Source organism: Streptomyces sp. NPDC005533, assembly GCF_042871845.1.
Classification (GTDB): domain Bacteria; phylum Actinomycetota; class Actinomycetes; order Streptomycetales; family Streptomycetaceae; genus Streptomyces.
In genome coordinates this window covers 18246-34653 of sequence record NZ_JBIAJH010000040.1, presented here as the reverse complement: position 1 = coordinate 34653, position 16408 = coordinate 18246, and the positions used below count along the sequence as shown (strand labels likewise).

Here is a 16408-nt window from a genome sequence, read left to right as displayed (position 1 = left end):
GCGGGCCCGGATGACGCGCGCGCCGGTCGCTTCCCGCACGCCACGCGTCGTACGGCTGCGACGCGGGGCGTGATCAGGAATCGCGACGGCGCTCCGTGAGCGGATCGACCGGATCCGCGCGGCCGCGAAGTCCCGCGGCGGTCGTGTCCGCACCGCATGCGAGCAGCGCCCTCGTCACCTCGTGCGCATGGACGGAGAAGGGGCCGAGGTCGGTGGCGCGGGCGTAGGCGGGGTGGTCGCGATAGGCGCCGAGCCGGTCCAGGGCGCGCAGGCCGTAGTACGCGGACGGTTCCGCCGTCGCGGCGCGTGCGGGGTGGGCGGTTCCGGCGGCGACCGAAGGGAGGATCTGCTCGAACAGGGCGTGGCAGGCGCGGATCCCGCGGAGCATGACCTGGTGGTAGCGGTCCTCGGGCCCCACGGGGAAGCGGTGTTCGGCCAGGACCGGACCGGTGTCGATGCCGGCGTCAACCTCGTGGACGGTGGCGCCGTACTCCGTGTCGCCGTGCAGCAGGGCGAACAGGACGGCTACGGAGGGCAGTCCGCGGTGCCGCGGCAGCAGGCCGTTGTGGACGTTGAGGATGCGCAGGCCGTCGGCGCGGAGCAGGGGCTCGCGGAAGATCTGCCGGTTGTTGAGCGACCAGACGATGCCGTCGGTGCAGGCCCCGGCCAGGGTGCCGGCGTGGGCGTTGACGTCCGCCGCCGCGAGGTGGGGTGCGTCGGCGGCCGCGGCGTCCAGCGGGTCGGCGGAGCAGACCAGGTCGACCGGGTGGCCGCGGGTGGCCGCGTGGGTGACGGCGCGGCGGAGCAGGGCTCCCTCTCCGACGAAGATCATGCGTCGGACTCCTCACGGGCGGCGGTCAGATGGGCGCAGACCTGTTCGAGCGTCAGGTTCCGTACGAGGCAGTCGAGACGGCCGGTGAACCGCTGGGCCTGGCCTGGGGTCAACAGGTCCGAGGAGACGGCGGTGAGCATCTCGACGAGGGCGAGGGAATCACCGCCGAGGGCGTGGAAGTCGGAGTCCGCCGACAGCAGGGCGCCGTCGACGCCGAGGATCTCCGCCCAGTGCTGCCTGACCCGCGCCTCCAGGCTGCCGGACGGGGGCGCGGCCGGCGTGGTGTGGACGAAGGGATCCGGTAGGGCGGCGAGATCGGTCTTGCCGCCGACCGTACTGGGCAGTGTGTCGATCAGGACGACATGGGCGGGGACGAGGTACGCGGGAAGGGTCCGGGTCAGCTCGGCCCGCAGGGCGCCGGCCAGATCCTCGCGTACCGCGGAGCGGGCGGTGCGGTCCGGCAGTACGTACGCACAGAGCACGGCCGCCGTGGAGTGCGGGCGGCGGCGGGGCATGACGACGGCGCGGTGGACGGCCGTGTGCGCTTCGAGGGCGGCGACGACCTCGGCGGGGTCGACGCGGTGCCCGGCGATCTTCACCTGCTCGTCGATGCGCCCGACGAACTCGACGGCTCCGTCGGCCAGTCGGCGTCCGAGGTCACCGGTGCGATAGGCGCGGACGCCGTCGGGGCCGGTGGTGAAGGGTGAGGGACGGCCGTCGGACGGCCCGAGATAGCCGCGGGCCACCTGGACCCCGCGTACGACGATCTCGCCGGTGCGGCCCGTGTCGGCGGGTCCGCTGCCGATGATCCCGTCGTCGGCGACGAGGTCGACCCGGGCGTACGGGCCCGGGAGGCCGATCGGGACGGTGGCGCCGAGCTCGCTGCCGTCCACGGTGTGGGCGAGCACGGCGACGGTCGCCTCGGTGGGTCCGTACGCGTTGATCACGCGGCAGTCAGCCCCGAAAGCGGCGTGTGCGGAGCGTACGGCGGTGGGGGTGAGGGGCTCGCCGCCCAGCAGCAGGGTCCGCAGGCCGGGCGTGGGACCGCTGCCCGCGGCGCCGAGGAGGGCGAGGTGCGAGGGCGTGAGCGCAAGGGTGTCCGCGCGGTGCTCGGCGACGAGCTCGCGCAGGGCGGCGGGTGACGGCGCACCGGGTGCGAGGACGGCCGTACCGCCTGCGAGCAGCGGCAGGTAGAGGGGGAAGCACGAGATGTCGAAGGCGTAGGAGGAGGTGAAGCCGAAGCGGGTACGACCGGTGACCCGGCAGACGTCGGTCATCCAGCGGACGAATCCCATGAGGCTTCCGTGCTCGATCTGCACGCCCTTGGGGCGGCCGGTGGAACCGGAGGTGTGGATGACGTACGCGAGGTCCGCGGGCCGCACTTCCGCCGCGTCGGCGGGGCCGGCGGCGCGCACCTCGCAGGCGTCCTCCTCCGCGCCTGCGTCGGAGCCGGGGCCAAGGCCGGGGGCAGGGGCCGGAGCGTCGAGGAGGTCCTCGACGGCGAGCAGGGTCCCGGGCACGAAGGAGGAGAGTTCCTCGGCCCGACGTCGTTCGGTCAGGCAGAGGGTGACGGCAGCCCCTTGGAGGATCTCTCCGATCCGCGCACCGGGATGACCGGGGTCGAGCGGCACGTAGGCGGCGCCCGCCTTGAGGATGCCCCACAGGGCGCACACTCCGGCGGCCGTGCGGTCGACGACCAGCCCCACCAGGTCCTCGCGCCCTGTGCCGCGCCGCGCGAGCGAGGCCGCGACCACGTCGGAGCGCCTGTCGAGTTCGGCGTACGTGACCACGCCCTCGGGTCCGTCGAGCGCGGGAGCGTCGGGGGTGCGGGCGGCTTGGGCGCGGAAGGCGTCCACGACGGTGGGCTCGGCGGCCGCGCCGGAGCCGGTTGCGGCGCCCGGGCACGCTCGCGCCGGCGTCGCCGACCGGGCTTCACCCGACACCGCGAGCACGCCGCCCGCTTCGGCAGCCGGCCCGGCCCGGCGGACCGTCTCGGCCGTGCCCTCGGCCTCGAAGCCGGCCAGGACCGTGTCCAGCAACTCCGCGGCGCGTGCCGGGAGGTCCCGGCCCCCGCCGCGGACGCCGAGCGTGATCTCGGTCGCCGTTCCGCTCTCGGCGGCGACGAGGGAGAGCGGGACCAGTGGGGCATGCACCGGCAGCGCGTAGGCCGTGGACGCCGTGAAGCCGCCGCCGGAGAGTTCCGCCGGGTCCAGGCGGCCGAGATGGGAGACGACGGCCGAGGCGAGGTGCCGGTCGGTACGTGAAGCCACGGCCTGGGCGCCGCGCAGCAGACCGGCGGTCACGGGCAGCGGCAGTGGCGCGAGGGCCGTCTCGAACCCGGCGGCGAGTTCGCGGCCCTCGGCGAGGGCGGTCAGCAGGCGGGTGTGCGCGGCCGTCCAGTCCGTGCCCGGCCGCAGGTCCAGGAAGAGGGGCAGACTCAGGTTGCCCGTGGCCTCGATCCCGGGGCAGTGGCGGCGCAGGTCGACGGGGACCATCACACGGGTGTCGAACCGTGCGGCGTCGGTCAGTGCCTGGGCGAGGCGGGCGGTGAGCGCGGGATGGCGGCCGGGCAGGGTGCGGCGCAGCCACAGCGTCCGGAGCGGGCGGCCGTCGCCGCTGCCCGTGCCGAGCGGGGAGCGGCGGGGAGGACTCGGGGTGGGCCGCGGTCCGGTGCTGCCGAGCCGGCGCAGCAGACCGGCGTCGGTGTCCGCGTCGAGCGCGGGCCGGGCGGGCTCGCCGCGCAGGGCCCGGAAGACCTCCCGTACCCAGGTCAGGGCGCCGTGACCGTCCATCACGGCGTGCGAGGCACTGAAGACGACGGTGGTGGTCGCCTTCCCGTCGAGGCCGGGCACGACCAGTACCTCGCAGCCCGGCGGCTCCGCCCGCCGCGACGGCCGGGCGGGCAGCTCGACGGTTCCCGGCGCCGAGTCGGCGTACGCACCGGCGCGCGGTGCGTCGTAGCGCACCCGCGGCAGCGGTCCTCCGGCCCTCCACATCGCCCCGGTACGCACGAGCCGCGACCCCGGGCAGGACGCGGCGGCGCGTACCAGGGCCGCCTGGAGGTGCTCGGCTTCGGGTGCGCCGTTGCCCTCGACGACGATGCGCAGGGCCATGGTGCCGCGGGCGTCACCGGCGGAGAGGTAGAGGCGTTCGGTGGGCGAGACGGGCCGCCGGTAGCGGGTGTCGGCGCCGGCACGGGCCGCGTCACGGGCCCCGGCACGGGCGCCGGAACCGACCTGATGGGACGTCATGAGTGCGTGCTCCCTTGTGCGGTGGGGTCGGGTGCGGGGCCGTCCGCTGCGGTGGCGCCGGTCCAGGCGGCCGGGCCGGCGGTCCAGGCCGCGATGCCGCCCACCGCCGTGACCCACTCCCGCAGTCCTCGCAGCCCTTCGGCTTGGGTCCGCGGAGCCGCGTAGCCGAGGTCGTGGCGGGCGGCCCTGGTCTCGTACGTCGCCGAGCGGGTCAGCAGCGCCATCATGTAGCGGCTCAGGGGCGCAGCCGCATCGGTACCGGCTCCCGGGCCGCTGCCGCTGCCCGCGGACCGGCGGCGCAGGTGGCGGCCCGTCTCGACCGCCGCGGCCATCGCGCGGCCGAGGACGAGCGGGATGCGCGGAGCGGGCGGCGGGCAGTCGAAGAGGGCGCCGACCCGGGCCAGGAACGGCCACAGGTCGGTCTCTTCGCGGTCCACGACGAAGTAGGCCTTGCCGCGGACCCGCTCGGCGGGGGCGAGCGCGGCCCGCATACAGGCGTCCACCGCGTTGTCGACGTGGCAGAGCGAGACCAGCACCCGTTTGCCGCCCGACAGGTCGGGCAGTCGGCCCGCGCGCAGGGCGCCGACCGTGCGCGGCAGGAATCCGGCGTGGTCGCGCGGCCCCCAGATGGCGCGCGGCCGTACGGCGCAGGTGGTGAAGTCCGGTTCGTCGGCCGCCCGTACGTACTGTTCGGCGATCGCCTTCGTCTCGCAATAGGGGTTGAACCACCGATCCGGGTACGGGGTGCTCTCGTCGATGCCGAGACGGTCGCCCTCCCGTACCCGCATCAGCGCGCTCGGGCTGGACACGAACACGAACCGCCGCGCCCCCGCCGACCGCGCTGCCGCCAGCAGCCGCCGCGTGCCGGTGACGTTGGCGGCCTCGAACTGCGCACGGCTGCCGTGGTCGACCACGCGGGCCGCGCTGTGCAGGACCGCGTCGCAGCCCTGTGCCGCCCGCCCGAGCGAACCGTCGTCGGTGAGGTCGCCGGTGACGACCTCGACGCCGGGCAGGGAGTGCAGCCGTACGGCATCACTGCCGGGCCGTACGAGGGCGCGGACCCGATGGCCCTGGCGCAGGGCGCCGTCGACCAGGTGACCGCCCAGGAATCCGGATGCTCCGGTGACCAGGATCTTCACAGCGCCCGCCACCAGGTCGCGCCGTAGAGCATGGTGCGCCCGACCACCGAGGCGGTCCCGTGTCCGGCCGCTCGGCCGCGCGGCAGCGCGAACGGGATCTGCGCGGCGTGCACGCCGATGCTGAGGAAGGCGTCGGCCCACCAGATCCACCGCAGCACCGGGAGGTCGGGGGCTCCTCCGGCCGCAGCCCAGGCCGCGCCGGCCATGAGGTACGCCCATCCCGCGAGCGGCACGATCCGGACCGCTCGCCGACCCGGGGACGTCGCGGTTCGTACCTGCCGGCGCTCGGCCCAGCGGGCCAGCTCCTCGCGGCCGATCTTGGCATTGTGCCGGATGTCCACGGGGAAGCCGGGGTGGCGCAGGAACTCCTGGAGGCCGCTGGTCGGGGTGTGTGCCTCGGCCATCGTGCGCAGCTCGGCGACCAGCTCCGTCCACGCGCTCTCGTCGAGCGCCGCCCCGTCCGCCCCGACCTCGGTCTCCACACAGATGACGGGCCGCTTCGCTCCGGCCGGGCCGATGCCGACCAGAGCGGTGCGCCGGACCAGGGGGTGGGCGTTGAAGACTCCCTCGCAGCGCACGGTGTGCAGGTCGCGGTCGGCGGTGCGGACCCGCTGCGCGGCGCGCCCGCAGAACCACAGCCGTCCTTCGGCGTCGAGATGGCCGAGGTCGCCGGTCCGGTGCCAGGTTCGGGGGTCTTCGCCGCCGGGGCGGTCCTCGGTCACCTTGTGCGCGGCGTCCGATTGGGGTGCCTGGTGGTAGCGGCGGCTGACGGAGTCGCCGTGGACCAGGATCTCGCCGACGCACCCGGCAGGCAGGCCGGTCGGGGAGTCCAGGCGGGCGAGGGGGCCGTCGGTGACGGGAGCGATGGTCACGCGGGTGCCGGGGACGGGCCGGCCGACACAGGTCCCCTCGCCCGCGGCGGCGCCGGCGGCGGTACCGCCGTCTTCGCGGCTGGTTTCGGCGTCGTCGTCGCCGAGGATCTCGGCCGCTTCGATCGAGGTGATCGGCAGTACCTCCGTGGCCCCGTACGTCACATGGATCTTCGCCTTCTCATCGAGTACGCGGCGCAGCGTGGCCACGACCGCGTCGGGCACGGGGGCTCCGCCGGAGACGACGCAGCGCAGGTCGGGCAAGGGGTGGCGGCCGCGCGCGGTGCCTGTGAGGTGTCCGGCGAGGTTCCGCAGGAGGGCGGGCGAGGCGAACATCGTAGTGACGCGGAATCGTTCCAGCGCGTCCACGAGCAGCGTCGGGTCCGCCTGGGCGACCCGGGCGGGGGCCAGCGGCGCGAGGACCAGGGTGGATCCGTAGACGAGGTCGAGCACTCCGTAGAAGGGCAGGGTGACCAGGGAGACGTCGTCGCGGGTGCGGCCGTGTACGGCTTCTATCTGCCGGGCGATGGACAACGCCATGCGGTGGGTGTACTCGACTCCCTTGGCGGGGCCCGTGCTTCCGGTGGTGAAGCCGATCATCAGCAGGTCGTCCCCGCCGATCGGGGCCGCCGCGTCCGTACGGCCGGTGGCGGGGGTGGCGCGCAGCGCGGCCAGCGTGTGGCCGCGGCCGAGCCGGCGCCGTCCCAGGGTGACGGGCACGCGTACCCCGGCGAAGGTACGGCGCCCCAGGACGCGCACGAGCTGGGCGAGGGGCGGCCCGATGAACGCCTCGGCGCCCACGGCGCGGTAACAGTGGAGCATGCGCCGCACTCCCATGCCGGGATCCACGACGACGGGCACGGCCCCGACGCGGAACAGTGCGAAGCACAGGGCGAACAGCTCCGGCCCGGGTGGGGCCATCAGCACCGTCTTGGTGGCCCGGGTGATCCCGGCGCTCCGCAGTCCGTGGGCCAGTTCCTCGACCGTCTGCTGCAACGCGCCGTAGGTGAGGGTGCCGTAGCCGCCGGGGGCGCGTCCGTCGGGGTGGATGACTGCGGGCTTGTCGGGAAAGGCGCGGGCGTTCCGCTCGAGCCATCCGGCGACGCTGTCCGTGTCGGGGGCCGGTTGCGCCGCGGCAGGGCCCCGGCCGGTGGAGGTCGTCTGCGGCACGGAGCTCACCACCCCTCGGGCCGGTAGAGGGCGCACGCGGCGCTGGGGCCGGCGCCGACCGACACGAACAGGAACTGCTCGTAGTCGTCGCGACGTACGACGTCCATCGCCCGGAGGTAGCCGAGCACCGGCGCGGCGGTGTGCGGCTCGCCCCGCACCCCCGCGTCGTCAGCGGTCGCGCACGGGCCGATCACCCACGTCCGGTCGAGGTCGAGGCCCATGTCCCGCGCGTAGTCGGCGGCGACGGTCGCCGCGAATTCGCTCCGCCGCTCGGCGTGGCCCGGCGCGCGGCGGACGGTGATCGTGGTCCGCCCGTGCCGGCCCATGGTGTCGGTGTCGAGGTGACCCTCGACGTCGGTGGGCCGGTCGGCGGTGTAGTGGCGTACCGGGCCGAACCCGGCGCGGGGGTCGGCGCTGCGCTCCAGCAGGAGGGCTCCGGCCAGGTCCGCGTACGGGTAACCGGTGTCGTGGTCCGCGTCGCCGCCGGGGTGGACGTCGGCAGCGGTGATCAGCAACCGCTCGGTGCTTCCGGTTGCCAGCAGGGCCTGGCCCACCTGGACGGCGTTGAGGACGCCGCAGGCTCCGTTCATCAGGTCGAAGGAGAATCCGGCGGCCGGTTCGGGGTCGGCGATGTAGTCGCGGTTGATGCCGACCTCCTTCTGGACCAGGGCCGACATGGCCGGTTCGAAGGTGTTGTGCTCGCGGTAGACGCCGACGTTGACGAGTACGCCGATCGAGGAGGCGGACACCCGAGCCCGGGCCAGGGCGCCGCGGGCGGCCCGGCCCGCGAGGTTCACGACGGAGGTCGGGGCGGACGAGTCGGGCAGGGCGGTGCCGGCTGCTGTGATGACCACGGCCATGGCTCAGACCCCCACGTTCGTGAGCGTCGCGGACAGGGCTCCGGTGACCACTCCGGAGGCGGCCGGCACCAGCAGGTACGTGGCTCCGGGGCGGTCGCCGCCCGCCCTGAGGTGCTCGCACAGCGTCAGGAAGTGCGAGGTCGTGGCGGTGTTTCCGTAGCGCTCGACCACAGAGAGGGAGGCCGGCATGGGGGCGGCGAATTCGGCCTCGGCCGTCTGGTTGGCGTAGTCGATGAAACGGGTGCCGACCTGGTGCTGGATGACGTAGTCGAAATCCTCACCGGCGAACGACCGGCCCCTCTTGGCCAGGAAGTCCCCGTGGAAGCGTGGCCACAGCTTGAGCCTGTCGCGGTCGTGCATCTTCTTGTTGTCCGTGTAGAGAGCGATGCCCGGGGTGCGGTCGCTGGGCATGCCCATGCACAGGTGGGAGTACTCGGAGCAGGTCATCAGCTCGACGTAGTGGATGCGGTCGGCGGCGTCGACGGACTCGTCGAGGACGACGGCGGACGCCGAGTCCCCGACGGAGAGCGAGGCGAACTGCGGGTCGTAGGAGTCGGTCATCTCGCGAGCGGCGGTCTGCGCGACGCGGGTGGCCTGCTCGCCGCTGACGACCAGGCCACGACGCACGGCGCCGGAGCGGATCATGCGGTCGAGCAGCCACACGCCGGTCATCATTCCGGCGCAGGCGTTGGAGACGTCGAAGTGGATGGCGGAGCGGGCACCCAGCTCTCTGGCCAGCATCGCGGCGAAGGAAGGTTCGAAGGTGAAGCGGCTGCCGTCCTTGAACCGGGTGATCGAGGCGGAGATGACGATGTCGAGGTCGGCGGCCCGGTGGCGGGAGGATTCCAGCGCGTCCCGGGCTGCGGCCAGGGCCATCCCGAACGAGTCCTCGCCGGCGGCCGGTTCGGGGGCGTAGACGCGCCGCTCGGCGATCCCGGTGATCTTCTCGATGTCCACCTCCCCCAGCCCCGGGACCAGGGCGGCGAGTTGGGGGGTGGTCTGGACTGCTGCCGGAAGGAAGCTGCCTAAGGCTTCTATTCGGCTGTACGCGGTGGCGCTCATGCGTGTCGCTCTCCGTTGCGGTCCGCCGGGGCATGGGAGTGCCAGGGCGGTGGTCGGCATGGGATTCAAGGGGTGTCCGGAAAGTAACGGACAGTTAAGTTACCGTAGCGTACGGAGGTGCTGCCGAGCTGCCCGAGATCCGCATATGCAGAACATTCCCTCCAATACCGGCCACGCGCTCCTCCCGCGATACCGGGCAGAACCATGGCCTCCGCGCCTCTCAGCGGCGCCCGCGCCCTCGAAAACCTGTCCGGAACCACTCGGCCCACTCCACGGGGCGTCACCTACGACCCTGGCTGGCGGGAGCTCGGCGCCGAGGCCCGCTTCACGCAGGCGTGCACCGCGGACCCGGTCCACACGTGGAAGGCCTGGTCAGCTTCGGCGATCAGCCGCAGGGGGCGCTCCTGGCCGACCTGGGCCCGGGCGGCTTCAGCGGGGCGCTGCAAGCATCTGCGCGGCCTCCGCGGCGCGACGCAGATTCCCGGTGGGGTGGGATAGACCGTCGAGCAGGGCGTTCCCCGACCGGAGTGCGGCCCGGGCCACCTCGTGAAGACCGAGCGGCACGGCGGCCTGGCTGATGAGGAAGTGCTCCTCGGCGACCGTCATCCCCAGGCCCAGCCCCCGCCAGGTGACGCTCTGACAGGGCGCTTGCGGTAGACCGAGATCGAGATCGAACGCCAACTGATCGGTGGGCGGCAGCGGCGACGGCCCGTCGAGTACCGCGACCGCCTGTTGGAGGGACCGCCAGGCCGCCTCCACCTCCCCGTGACGGCGTTGCAAAGAGGCAAGGTCGACAAGGGCCGCCCCGCGCCGGCCGGTGTCGTCCTCCAGGGACGCGTGCAGGCGGCGTGCACGGATCGCCTGCCCGAGGTCTTCGAGGGCTGTGAACTCGTGGACAAGAGAGCCGAGGAGGGCGCCGTCCCGGGGACCCGTGTCGTCGAGGATGCGTATGAGCGCGGCACGGGCCGGCTCGGTCTGCCCCTGGCGGCGGGCCAGCGCCGTCCAGGTGAGGTCGGTCTCGTCGCGGGGATCCTGGCCGTAGTGCGACCAGTCGAAGTCGGCCGCCCACTGGGTGAGCCCCCGTGCGGAATCGGGGAATCCGCCGAGCAGGAAGCGGACATCGGGCTCGGCCGCCCGCAGGGACTGCAGCAGAGCGTGGTCCGCCGTCCTGCCGTGGAGGGCGAGCAGGACGGCGGCGAGGCGGAGCTCCTCGGTGGGGCCGCGGCGGACCTCGTGCCGTAGGAGCACGCGCAGAAGCTGCGGGTCCCCCGGCCGCCGGTCGTACTGGGCTGCGCGCAGGACGGTGGCCCGTCGCACCGGGTCGTTCGCCACCACGCCCCAGCAGTCGCGGTCAGCCCGCATCCGGGCCAGATCGGCCCGGCCGGGAGCGAGGACCGCCTGCCGGAGCGGCGGACGCGGAAGACGTCCAGCAACTCGTACGCGCAGCCTTCGTCCGCACTCAGCAGCAGGAACTCCGGCTCGGTCCGCAGGAGGGATTCCTGGAGCCTCCGCAGCAGCTCCCGCTTAGGTCGCCGGCGCAGCCCCAGCCCGCTGAGCAGCCTGCCGCGGTCAGCGTCCAGCTCGGGGTGGCAGCTCCGCATCTCGTCCTCGACCCGCGCGAACACCGCCTCCAGCGCTTCGTCGTCGTCATCGGTCGCGAGGTCGAGTCCGATGTGGTCGTGCCAGCCCGGCAGACCGAAGAGGATCTCCAGAGCCTCGTCCATGCACGCGCCGATGAGGCCCGCTGCGCCTTCGGAACTCGCGTAGAGCACAGCCCCGTCGGCACACGTGAAGTAGGTTCCGCCGGTGTCGTCACCCGCCACGGCCCTCAACGGCGCTCCGTTGGCCAGACGGACCTCTTCCACGTGCTCGGCGCTGTCGAGATCAAAACCGAAGGATCCTGCAGCCACCCTCGCCAGATCCGGACGCCGGCGCAGGACGGTGAGCACGTCGTCGGGGCACGTCATGGCCGGACCGTAACAGCCGCCGCTGACACCGGATGGTGCACGGTCCCGGCGACGGAGGGCAGCCCGCCGGAACCCGACCCGTCCCCGCCCTACGACGGTGCGGGAGCGGTGGGAAGCGGTGCGTCCGCGTCCGGCTCGCGCGGTGGTTCGGCGAGCTGGTCGCGCAGGTAGTTCCAGACGACGGCGACGAGTGCGGCCGCCGGTACGGCCAGCAGGCTGCCCACGACGCCGGCCAGGCTGCCGCCCAGCGTCACCGCCAACAGGACCACCGCCGCGTGGAGACCGAGACTGCGGCTCTGGATCATGGGCTGGAACACGTTTCCCTCGAGCTGCTGCACCGCGACGATGATGGCCAGCACGATCAGCGCGTCCGTCAGGCCGTTCGACACCAGCGCGATGAGCACCGCCACCAGGCCGGCGAACAGGGCTCCCACGATCGGTACGAAGGCGGAGACGAAGGTCAGAACGGCCAGCGGCAGCACGAGGGGTACACCCACGATCCACAGGCCCAGGCCGATGAAAACGGCGTCGAGGAGGCCGACGAAGGCCTGGGACCGGACGAACGACCCCAGGGTCTGCCAGCTGCGCGCGGCCACGACCGGGATGTCGGTGGCGAGCCGGCCGGGGAGTTGGCGGGTGAGCCACGGCAGGAAGCGGGGGCCGTCCTTGAGGAAGAAGAACATCAGGAAGAGCGCCAGGACGGCGGTGACCAGGCCGTTGAAGACGGTGCTCACGCCCGTGACGACGGTGGAGACCGCGCTGCCGACGCTGTTCTGGAGGCGGTCGATCGCGGCGTCGGACGCGCCGGTGATCTGCTCGTCGCCGATGTTCAGCGGCGGCCCGGCCGCCCACTCGCGCAGTCGTTGGATGCCCTCGGACACGCCGTCGACCAGTTCGCCCGACTGGGAGGCCACGGGTACGGCGATCAGCGCCGCGATGCCCGCGGCCAGGAGGAGGAACAGCACGGTCACCGTGGAGGCGGCAAGGGCGGGCCGCCACCCGCGCCGGCGCAGGAAGTCGGCGACGGGCCAGGTCAGGGTGGTGAGGAACAGGGCGACTATGAGCGGCCAGACGACCGACCACATCCGGCTCAGAATCCACAGGGCCGCCGCCGCCATGACCAGGACCACCAGCAACTCGGCGGAAACCCGTGCCGACGTACGGAGTGCGGCAGCGGCCTTCGAGGAGCTCAACGTGACAGACATGGGGTCACCCTATTCACAATTCCCCACGCCTCTGGGCACCGCCGATGACAGCCACGAACCCCGGCCGCTGGGGCGTACCTGAGACGGCTGTCACGTGGCGGGGCAGGGCGGGTTGAAGTCGACCGCCGTGAAGTACTGCGCCCATTGGGTTCTGGTGATCCGGGGGTACGCGCTGTCGCAGATGCGGGTGGCGACCGCGTCCAGGCCGGTGTCCCGCAGCCGGATCGTGAAGTCGTTGCCGCCGGTGGCCAGGGTGGTGCCGTCCGGGCTGAAGGCCACGGCCGGTACGGGGTTCGAGTGACCGGTGAGGACGGCGGGGGTGGCCTCACCGCTCAGGTCCCACAGCAGCGCCTTGCTGTCCCCGGCGCCGGCCGCCAGCCTGCGGCCGTCCGCGTCGAAGGTCAGGGTGTAGAGCCAGGACCCGGAAGCCGGCAGCTGGGCCACCTTCGCCGGGCGGTCGATGTCGCTGACGTCGATCAGCCAGACCGTCTTGTCCGTGCGGTGGAAGGCGGCCAATCTCCGGTCGTCGGCGCTGAAGACGCCGCCGGTCAGGGGTTCGGAGCGGAACGGCGACGGCCGTTCCCGGGGGTTGCGCGGTTCGCTGATGTCCCAGAACCGCAGCGAACCGGACTCGCCGGTGCTCGTCACCAGCGTGCGGCCGTCCGGCCGGAACGAGGCCATCGTGACGTGCGGCCCGTCCTCGGCGATCCGGCTCAGCGGCCGGGGGTTGCCAGGATCGGTCAGGTCCCACAGTCCGGCCGTGTCCTGTGCCCAGACGGCCAGCAGGTGCCCGCCCGGGCCGAAGCCGGCGCCTGCGACTTCACCCCCGTCAGGGGCGAGTACCGAGGCGAGCCGCGGTTTCCGCGGATCGGTCACGTCCCACACCCGGACGGTGCCGTCCTCGCCGGCGGTGACGAGGATGCGCCCGTCCGGGCTGAACGCCACACAGCGGACGAACCTGGTGTGTCCGTGGAGGACCGACAACGGCCACAGGGCCCGGCCGCCGGTCACCTGCCACAGCCGTGCGGTGCCGTCCCAGCTGGGGCTGGCGAGCAGGTGGCCGCCGGGGGCGAACGCCAAGGAGGTGACCACGTCGTCGTGGGTCGCGAGCGACAGGTCCCGTAGGTCCAGGAGCTTGTCGGCGTTGGCGAGCAGGCGTCCGTCGGGGCTGAACACGGCTTGGTAGAAACCGCTCTGAAGCATGCTGGTCCGCTTCGGGTCCGCCGGGGCGGCGACGTCCCAGAACAGGGTGGTCCCGCCTACGGAGACGAGCGTGCTGCCGTCCGGGCTGAACGCCACCGACCAGACGATCGCGGGATGGCCGCGCAGGACGGCCAGTGGCTGTGCTCGCCGACCGCCGCCGCTGCTACTGCTCCTACTGCAGGCGGCGGCGATGTCCCAGACCCGCGCGGTGCGGTCCCAGCTCCCCGTCGCCAGGGTCCGGCCGTCAGGACTGAAGGCCGCCGAGGTCACGGTGAATCGGTGTGGCCGCGCAGGACGTCGAGGAGCAGCGGCTCCGCTGGGTCGTCGACATTCCACAGTCGGGTGGTGGTGTCGCCGGTGGTCGCCGCCGTGCGCCCGTCCGGGCTGAAGGTCACCGAGGTGACCGTGCCGGAGTGGCCGGGCAAGGTGCCCAGCAGCCGCGGGTGGCGGGGATCGTGCACGTTCCACAGTCGCGCCGCACCGTCGGTGTGGCCGGTGGCGATGAGGCCGCCCGGGCCGGACGCCACCCATGTCGGCGCGGCCCGCTGGTCCGGCAGCGTGCTCAGCTCGGCGGGCGCACGCCGGTCCGTCACGTCCCACAGCCGCACCGAGCGTTCGCTCGCCGTGGCGAGGACGCGGCCACCGCCGTCGAAGGCCACCGCCATGAGCCGCTCCGGCTGGTGCACGACGGCCAGTTGTACGGGGTGGTGGGCGTCCCCGATGTCCCACAGCCGGGCCGTGCGATCCCAGCTCGCCGTGGCCACGACCCTGCTCTTCGCGGCGAAGGCGATCGAGACGACGTCGGAGGTGTGGCCGCTGAGCGGGCTCGTGTAGGGCGTCGCGAACGTGCTCATGAGCTGGTCGCGGACGTCGCCGGTGGCTGCCAGCCGGTACGCGGCCAGGTTCAGCTGCGCCGCGAGCGCGGGGTCGTGCTGCCGCACCTCGGCGGCGTCGGCGGCGGCCTTCCGCGCGATGGCGACGTTGCGCTGCCGGAGGGCGGAGTCGCGCGAGTCCACGGCCAGCCCGCCCGCGGTCGCCGCGATGACCATCAGCACGGTGAGCAGGGTGACCAGCTGCCGGAGGCGTACCGTCCGCCGCCTGACCGCCGCGATCTCGCGGCCTCCGCTTCCCGGCTCGCGTCGACGAAGCGCCGTTCCCTGGAGGTCAGCCGGCTGCCGTCGGCGGCGGCCAGGTCCAGCGCCGCGGCCAGGCGGGCACCCCGGTAGAGGGCGTGCGGGTCGTGGTCGTGCGCCTCCCAGCCGGCGGTCGCGTCGGTGAGCTGCCGGTGCAGGTGCAGCCGGTCGCGGTCTTCGGTCAGCCAGCCGCGCAGCCTCGGCCAGCAGCGGATGATCGCCTCGTGGGTGATCTCAACGCTTTCCTGGTCCAGCGTCACGAGCCGTTGCCGGGCCAGGGATTCGAGCACGTGGACGGTGTCGGCACTCGGGTCCAGCTCGTCCCTGGTGATCCGGCGCCTGGTGTCCTCGGTGCCATCGCCCAGTGCGGTCAGCCGCAGAAAAAGCGACCTGGCGAGGTCTTGCTGCACCGGCGAGAGGGCCCCGTACGCGGCCCCCGCGGTATGCGCGAGCGCGTGCTGGATTCTGCCGGCCGCCAGGTACCCCTCCAGCGTCAGGCGGCTGCCGCTGCTCCGGCGCCAGGTCTCGACCATCGCGTGCGAGACCAGGGGCAGCGCACCTGGCTGACCGGTCGCGTCCGCGACCACGGCGGCCTGCAGCGGGCCGGTCACCGTGCAGTCGGCCAGCACGGCCAGCCGGGTGATGGCCTCGCGCAGCTCCTGGCTGCTCATCGGACCGACCGCGATCTGCGCGTCGCGGATCGCCTCCACCAACCGGGAGTCCTGGACGCAGTGGCCGTAGAAGTCGGCGCGCACGCCCAGTACCACCCGGGTTCGGCTGGTCGCCGCCGTGGTCGCGGCGAGCAACATGGCGATGAACGCCTCGCGTTCGTCCCGGTCCCGGCAGAGGGTGAAGACCTCCTCGAACTGGTCGACGACGATCAGGGTGTCGACGTCCGGTGCGCGGTCGACCATGGTCTGCCGGATGCGCAGGTGCAGTGCCAACGGATCGTCCAGCAGCTCGGTCACCAGGGCGCCGGGTGCCTCTCCCGTCGCCGCGGCCAGGTGGATCGCGCACTCCTCCACGGGATGCGGACGCGGCGTGAACAGCATCACCGGCCATCCCGACGCCCGTGCGCGGGCGACGAGCCCTGCCCGCAGCAAGGAGGACTTCCCCGATCCGGACGGCCCGAAGACGGCCAGGAAGCGGCGGTCGTACACCTTCGCGAGCAGCTCGCCGGTCAGGCGCTCGCGCCCGAAGAACCGGTCGGCGTCTTCCGGCTGGAACGCCGACAGCCCCGCGTACGGCGGGTTCTCCCGCGTGGTGTCCCCGGGCTCCTCGCGCTGTGCGTTCGCGGCGATCTCGGCGGCGGCCGCGTGCCAGCGGGTTTCCCATGCGCGGCGGTCGCCCTGGCACGCCTCGACGTAGGCGAGCGTGACGGCCAGGCTCGGAAACGTGTGCCCGCCCGCGGCGTCCGACAGTGTCGTGGACGAGTAGTGCGCCCTTTTCGCCAGTGCCCGATAGGGCGGCCGTCCCGCCGCCTCGCGCAGCTTCCGTAGGTCGGCCGCGAAGTGTGTCAGAAGACCGGAGTCCGGGTCGAGCGGGCGTTCGGGGCGTGGCATTGCCTTCCTTTCTGCGGCATTCCGCAGCCGTGTCGGGTGGTGTGTGTCCAGCTTTTGATGTCCGGAACCCTCCCTCCGGCGCCGGACAACAACCGGCGGCTACACAGGGTCCAGCGCAACCGCGCAACCGTGATGGGAAGGGGAAAACATGAGGT

The 16408-nt window shown here is 73.2% G+C and carries 11 protein-coding genes; all 11 read right to left on the bottom strand.

The genetic code is table 11. The features are described 5' to 3' along the window. Window positions 1-73: 73 nt before the first annotated feature. Window positions 74-832 carry a formyltransferase family protein gene (locus ACFYP3_RS29890; protein WP_388839118.1) on the bottom strand — a complete coding sequence of 253 codons (759 nt, stop codon included), beginning with the start codon at window positions 830-832 and terminating at the stop codon, window positions 74-76. After that, window positions 829-4083: an amino acid adenylation domain-containing protein gene (locus ACFYP3_RS29885; protein WP_388839116.1), complete on the bottom strand. Its 3255-nt coding sequence runs from the start codon at window positions 4081-4083 to the stop codon at window positions 829-831. The genes ACFYP3_RS29890 and ACFYP3_RS29885 overlap by 4 nt, the downstream gene beginning before the upstream one ends. Continuing rightward, window positions 4080-5234 carry an NAD-dependent epimerase/dehydratase family protein gene (locus ACFYP3_RS29880; protein WP_388839113.1) on the bottom strand — a complete coding sequence of 385 codons (1155 nt, stop codon included), beginning with the start codon at window positions 5232-5234 and terminating at the stop codon, window positions 4080-4082. Before ACFYP3_RS29880 ends, ACFYP3_RS29885 begins: the two co-directional genes overlap by 4 nt. After that, the gene (locus ACFYP3_RS29875; RefSeq protein WP_388839110.1) at window positions 5219-7261 is read right to left on the bottom strand and encodes a fatty acid CoA ligase family protein; all 2043 of its coding nucleotides are present in this window, start codon (window positions 7259-7261) and stop codon (window positions 5219-5221) included. The genes ACFYP3_RS29880 and ACFYP3_RS29875 overlap by 16 nt, the downstream gene beginning before the upstream one ends. A gap of 5 nt (window positions 7262-7266) precedes the next feature. Next, window positions 7267-8121, bottom strand: coding sequence for a hypothetical protein (locus tag ACFYP3_RS29870; RefSeq protein ID WP_388839107.1), 855 nt, complete (start codon window positions 8119-8121; stop codon window positions 7267-7269). 3 nt (window positions 8122-8124) lie between these two features. Next, complete coding sequence (locus ACFYP3_RS29865) at window positions 8125-9183, bottom strand: 3-oxoacyl-ACP synthase III family protein (protein WP_388839104.1); 1059 nt, start codon at window positions 9181-9183, stop codon at window positions 8125-8127. A 429-nt stretch (window positions 9184-9612) separates the two neighbouring features. After that, window positions 9613-10545, bottom strand: a complete 933-nt coding sequence (locus ACFYP3_RS29860) for a hypothetical protein (protein WP_388839102.1) — start codon at window positions 10543-10545, stop codon at window positions 9613-9615. Window positions 10546-11239: 694 nt separating this feature from the next. Next, window positions 11240-12355, bottom strand: coding sequence for an AI-2E family transporter (locus ACFYP3_RS29855; RefSeq protein ID WP_388839100.1), 1116 nt, complete (start codon window positions 12353-12355; stop codon window positions 11240-11242). Between the two features lie 90 nt (window positions 12356-12445). Continuing rightward, a complete protein-coding gene (locus tag ACFYP3_RS29850) occupies window positions 12446-13828 on the bottom strand; it encodes a WD40 repeat domain-containing protein (RefSeq protein WP_388839097.1) in 1383 nt (460 codons plus the stop codon). Further along, entirely contained in the window at window positions 13825-14607 is a 783-nt protein-coding gene (locus tag ACFYP3_RS29845; protein WP_388839183.1) for a WD40 repeat domain-containing protein, read from the bottom strand. Before ACFYP3_RS29845 ends, ACFYP3_RS29850 begins: the two co-directional genes overlap by 4 nt. Next, window positions 14607-16253 carry a hypothetical protein gene (locus ACFYP3_RS29840; protein WP_388839094.1) on the bottom strand — a complete coding sequence of 549 codons (1647 nt, stop codon included), beginning with the start codon at window positions 16251-16253 and terminating at the stop codon, window positions 14607-14609. The genes ACFYP3_RS29845 and ACFYP3_RS29840 overlap by 1 nt, the downstream gene beginning before the upstream one ends. Window positions 16254-16408: the final 155 nt, after the last annotated feature.

What these genes read in the sequence shown, in the direction of transcription:
- ACFYP3_RS29855 (WP_388839100.1), bottom strand. Translation starts at nt 12,355, where the DNA reads ATGTCTGTCACGTTGAGCTCCTCGAAGGCCGCTGCCGCACTCCGTACG.
- ACFYP3_RS29865 (WP_388839104.1), bottom strand. Translation starts at nt 9,183, where the DNA reads ATGAGCGCCACCGCGTACAGCCGAATAGAAGCCTTAGGCAGCTTCCTT.
- ACFYP3_RS29840 (WP_388839094.1), bottom strand. Translation starts at nt 16,253, where the DNA reads ATGCCACGCCCCGAACGCCCGCTCGACCCGGACTCCGGTCTTCTGACA.
- ACFYP3_RS29860 (WP_388839102.1), bottom strand. Translation starts at nt 10,545, where the DNA reads ATGCGGGCTGACCGCGACTGCTGGGGCGTGGTGGCGAACGACCCGGTG.
- ACFYP3_RS29845 (WP_388839183.1), bottom strand. Translation starts at nt 14,607, where the DNA reads ATGGTCATCGCGGCGACCGCGGGCGGGCTGGCCGTGGACTCGCGCGAC.
- ACFYP3_RS29885 (WP_388839116.1), bottom strand. Translation starts at nt 4,083, where the DNA reads ATGACGTCCCATCAGGTCGGTTCCGGCGCCCGTGCCGGGGCCCGTGAC.
- ACFYP3_RS29890 (WP_388839118.1), bottom strand. Translation starts at nt 832, where the DNA reads ATGATCTTCGTCGGAGAGGGAGCCCTGCTCCGCCGCGCCGTCACCCAC.
- ACFYP3_RS29870 (WP_388839107.1), bottom strand. Translation starts at nt 8,121, where the DNA reads ATGGCCGTGGTCATCACAGCAGCCGGCACCGCCCTGCCCGACTCGTCC.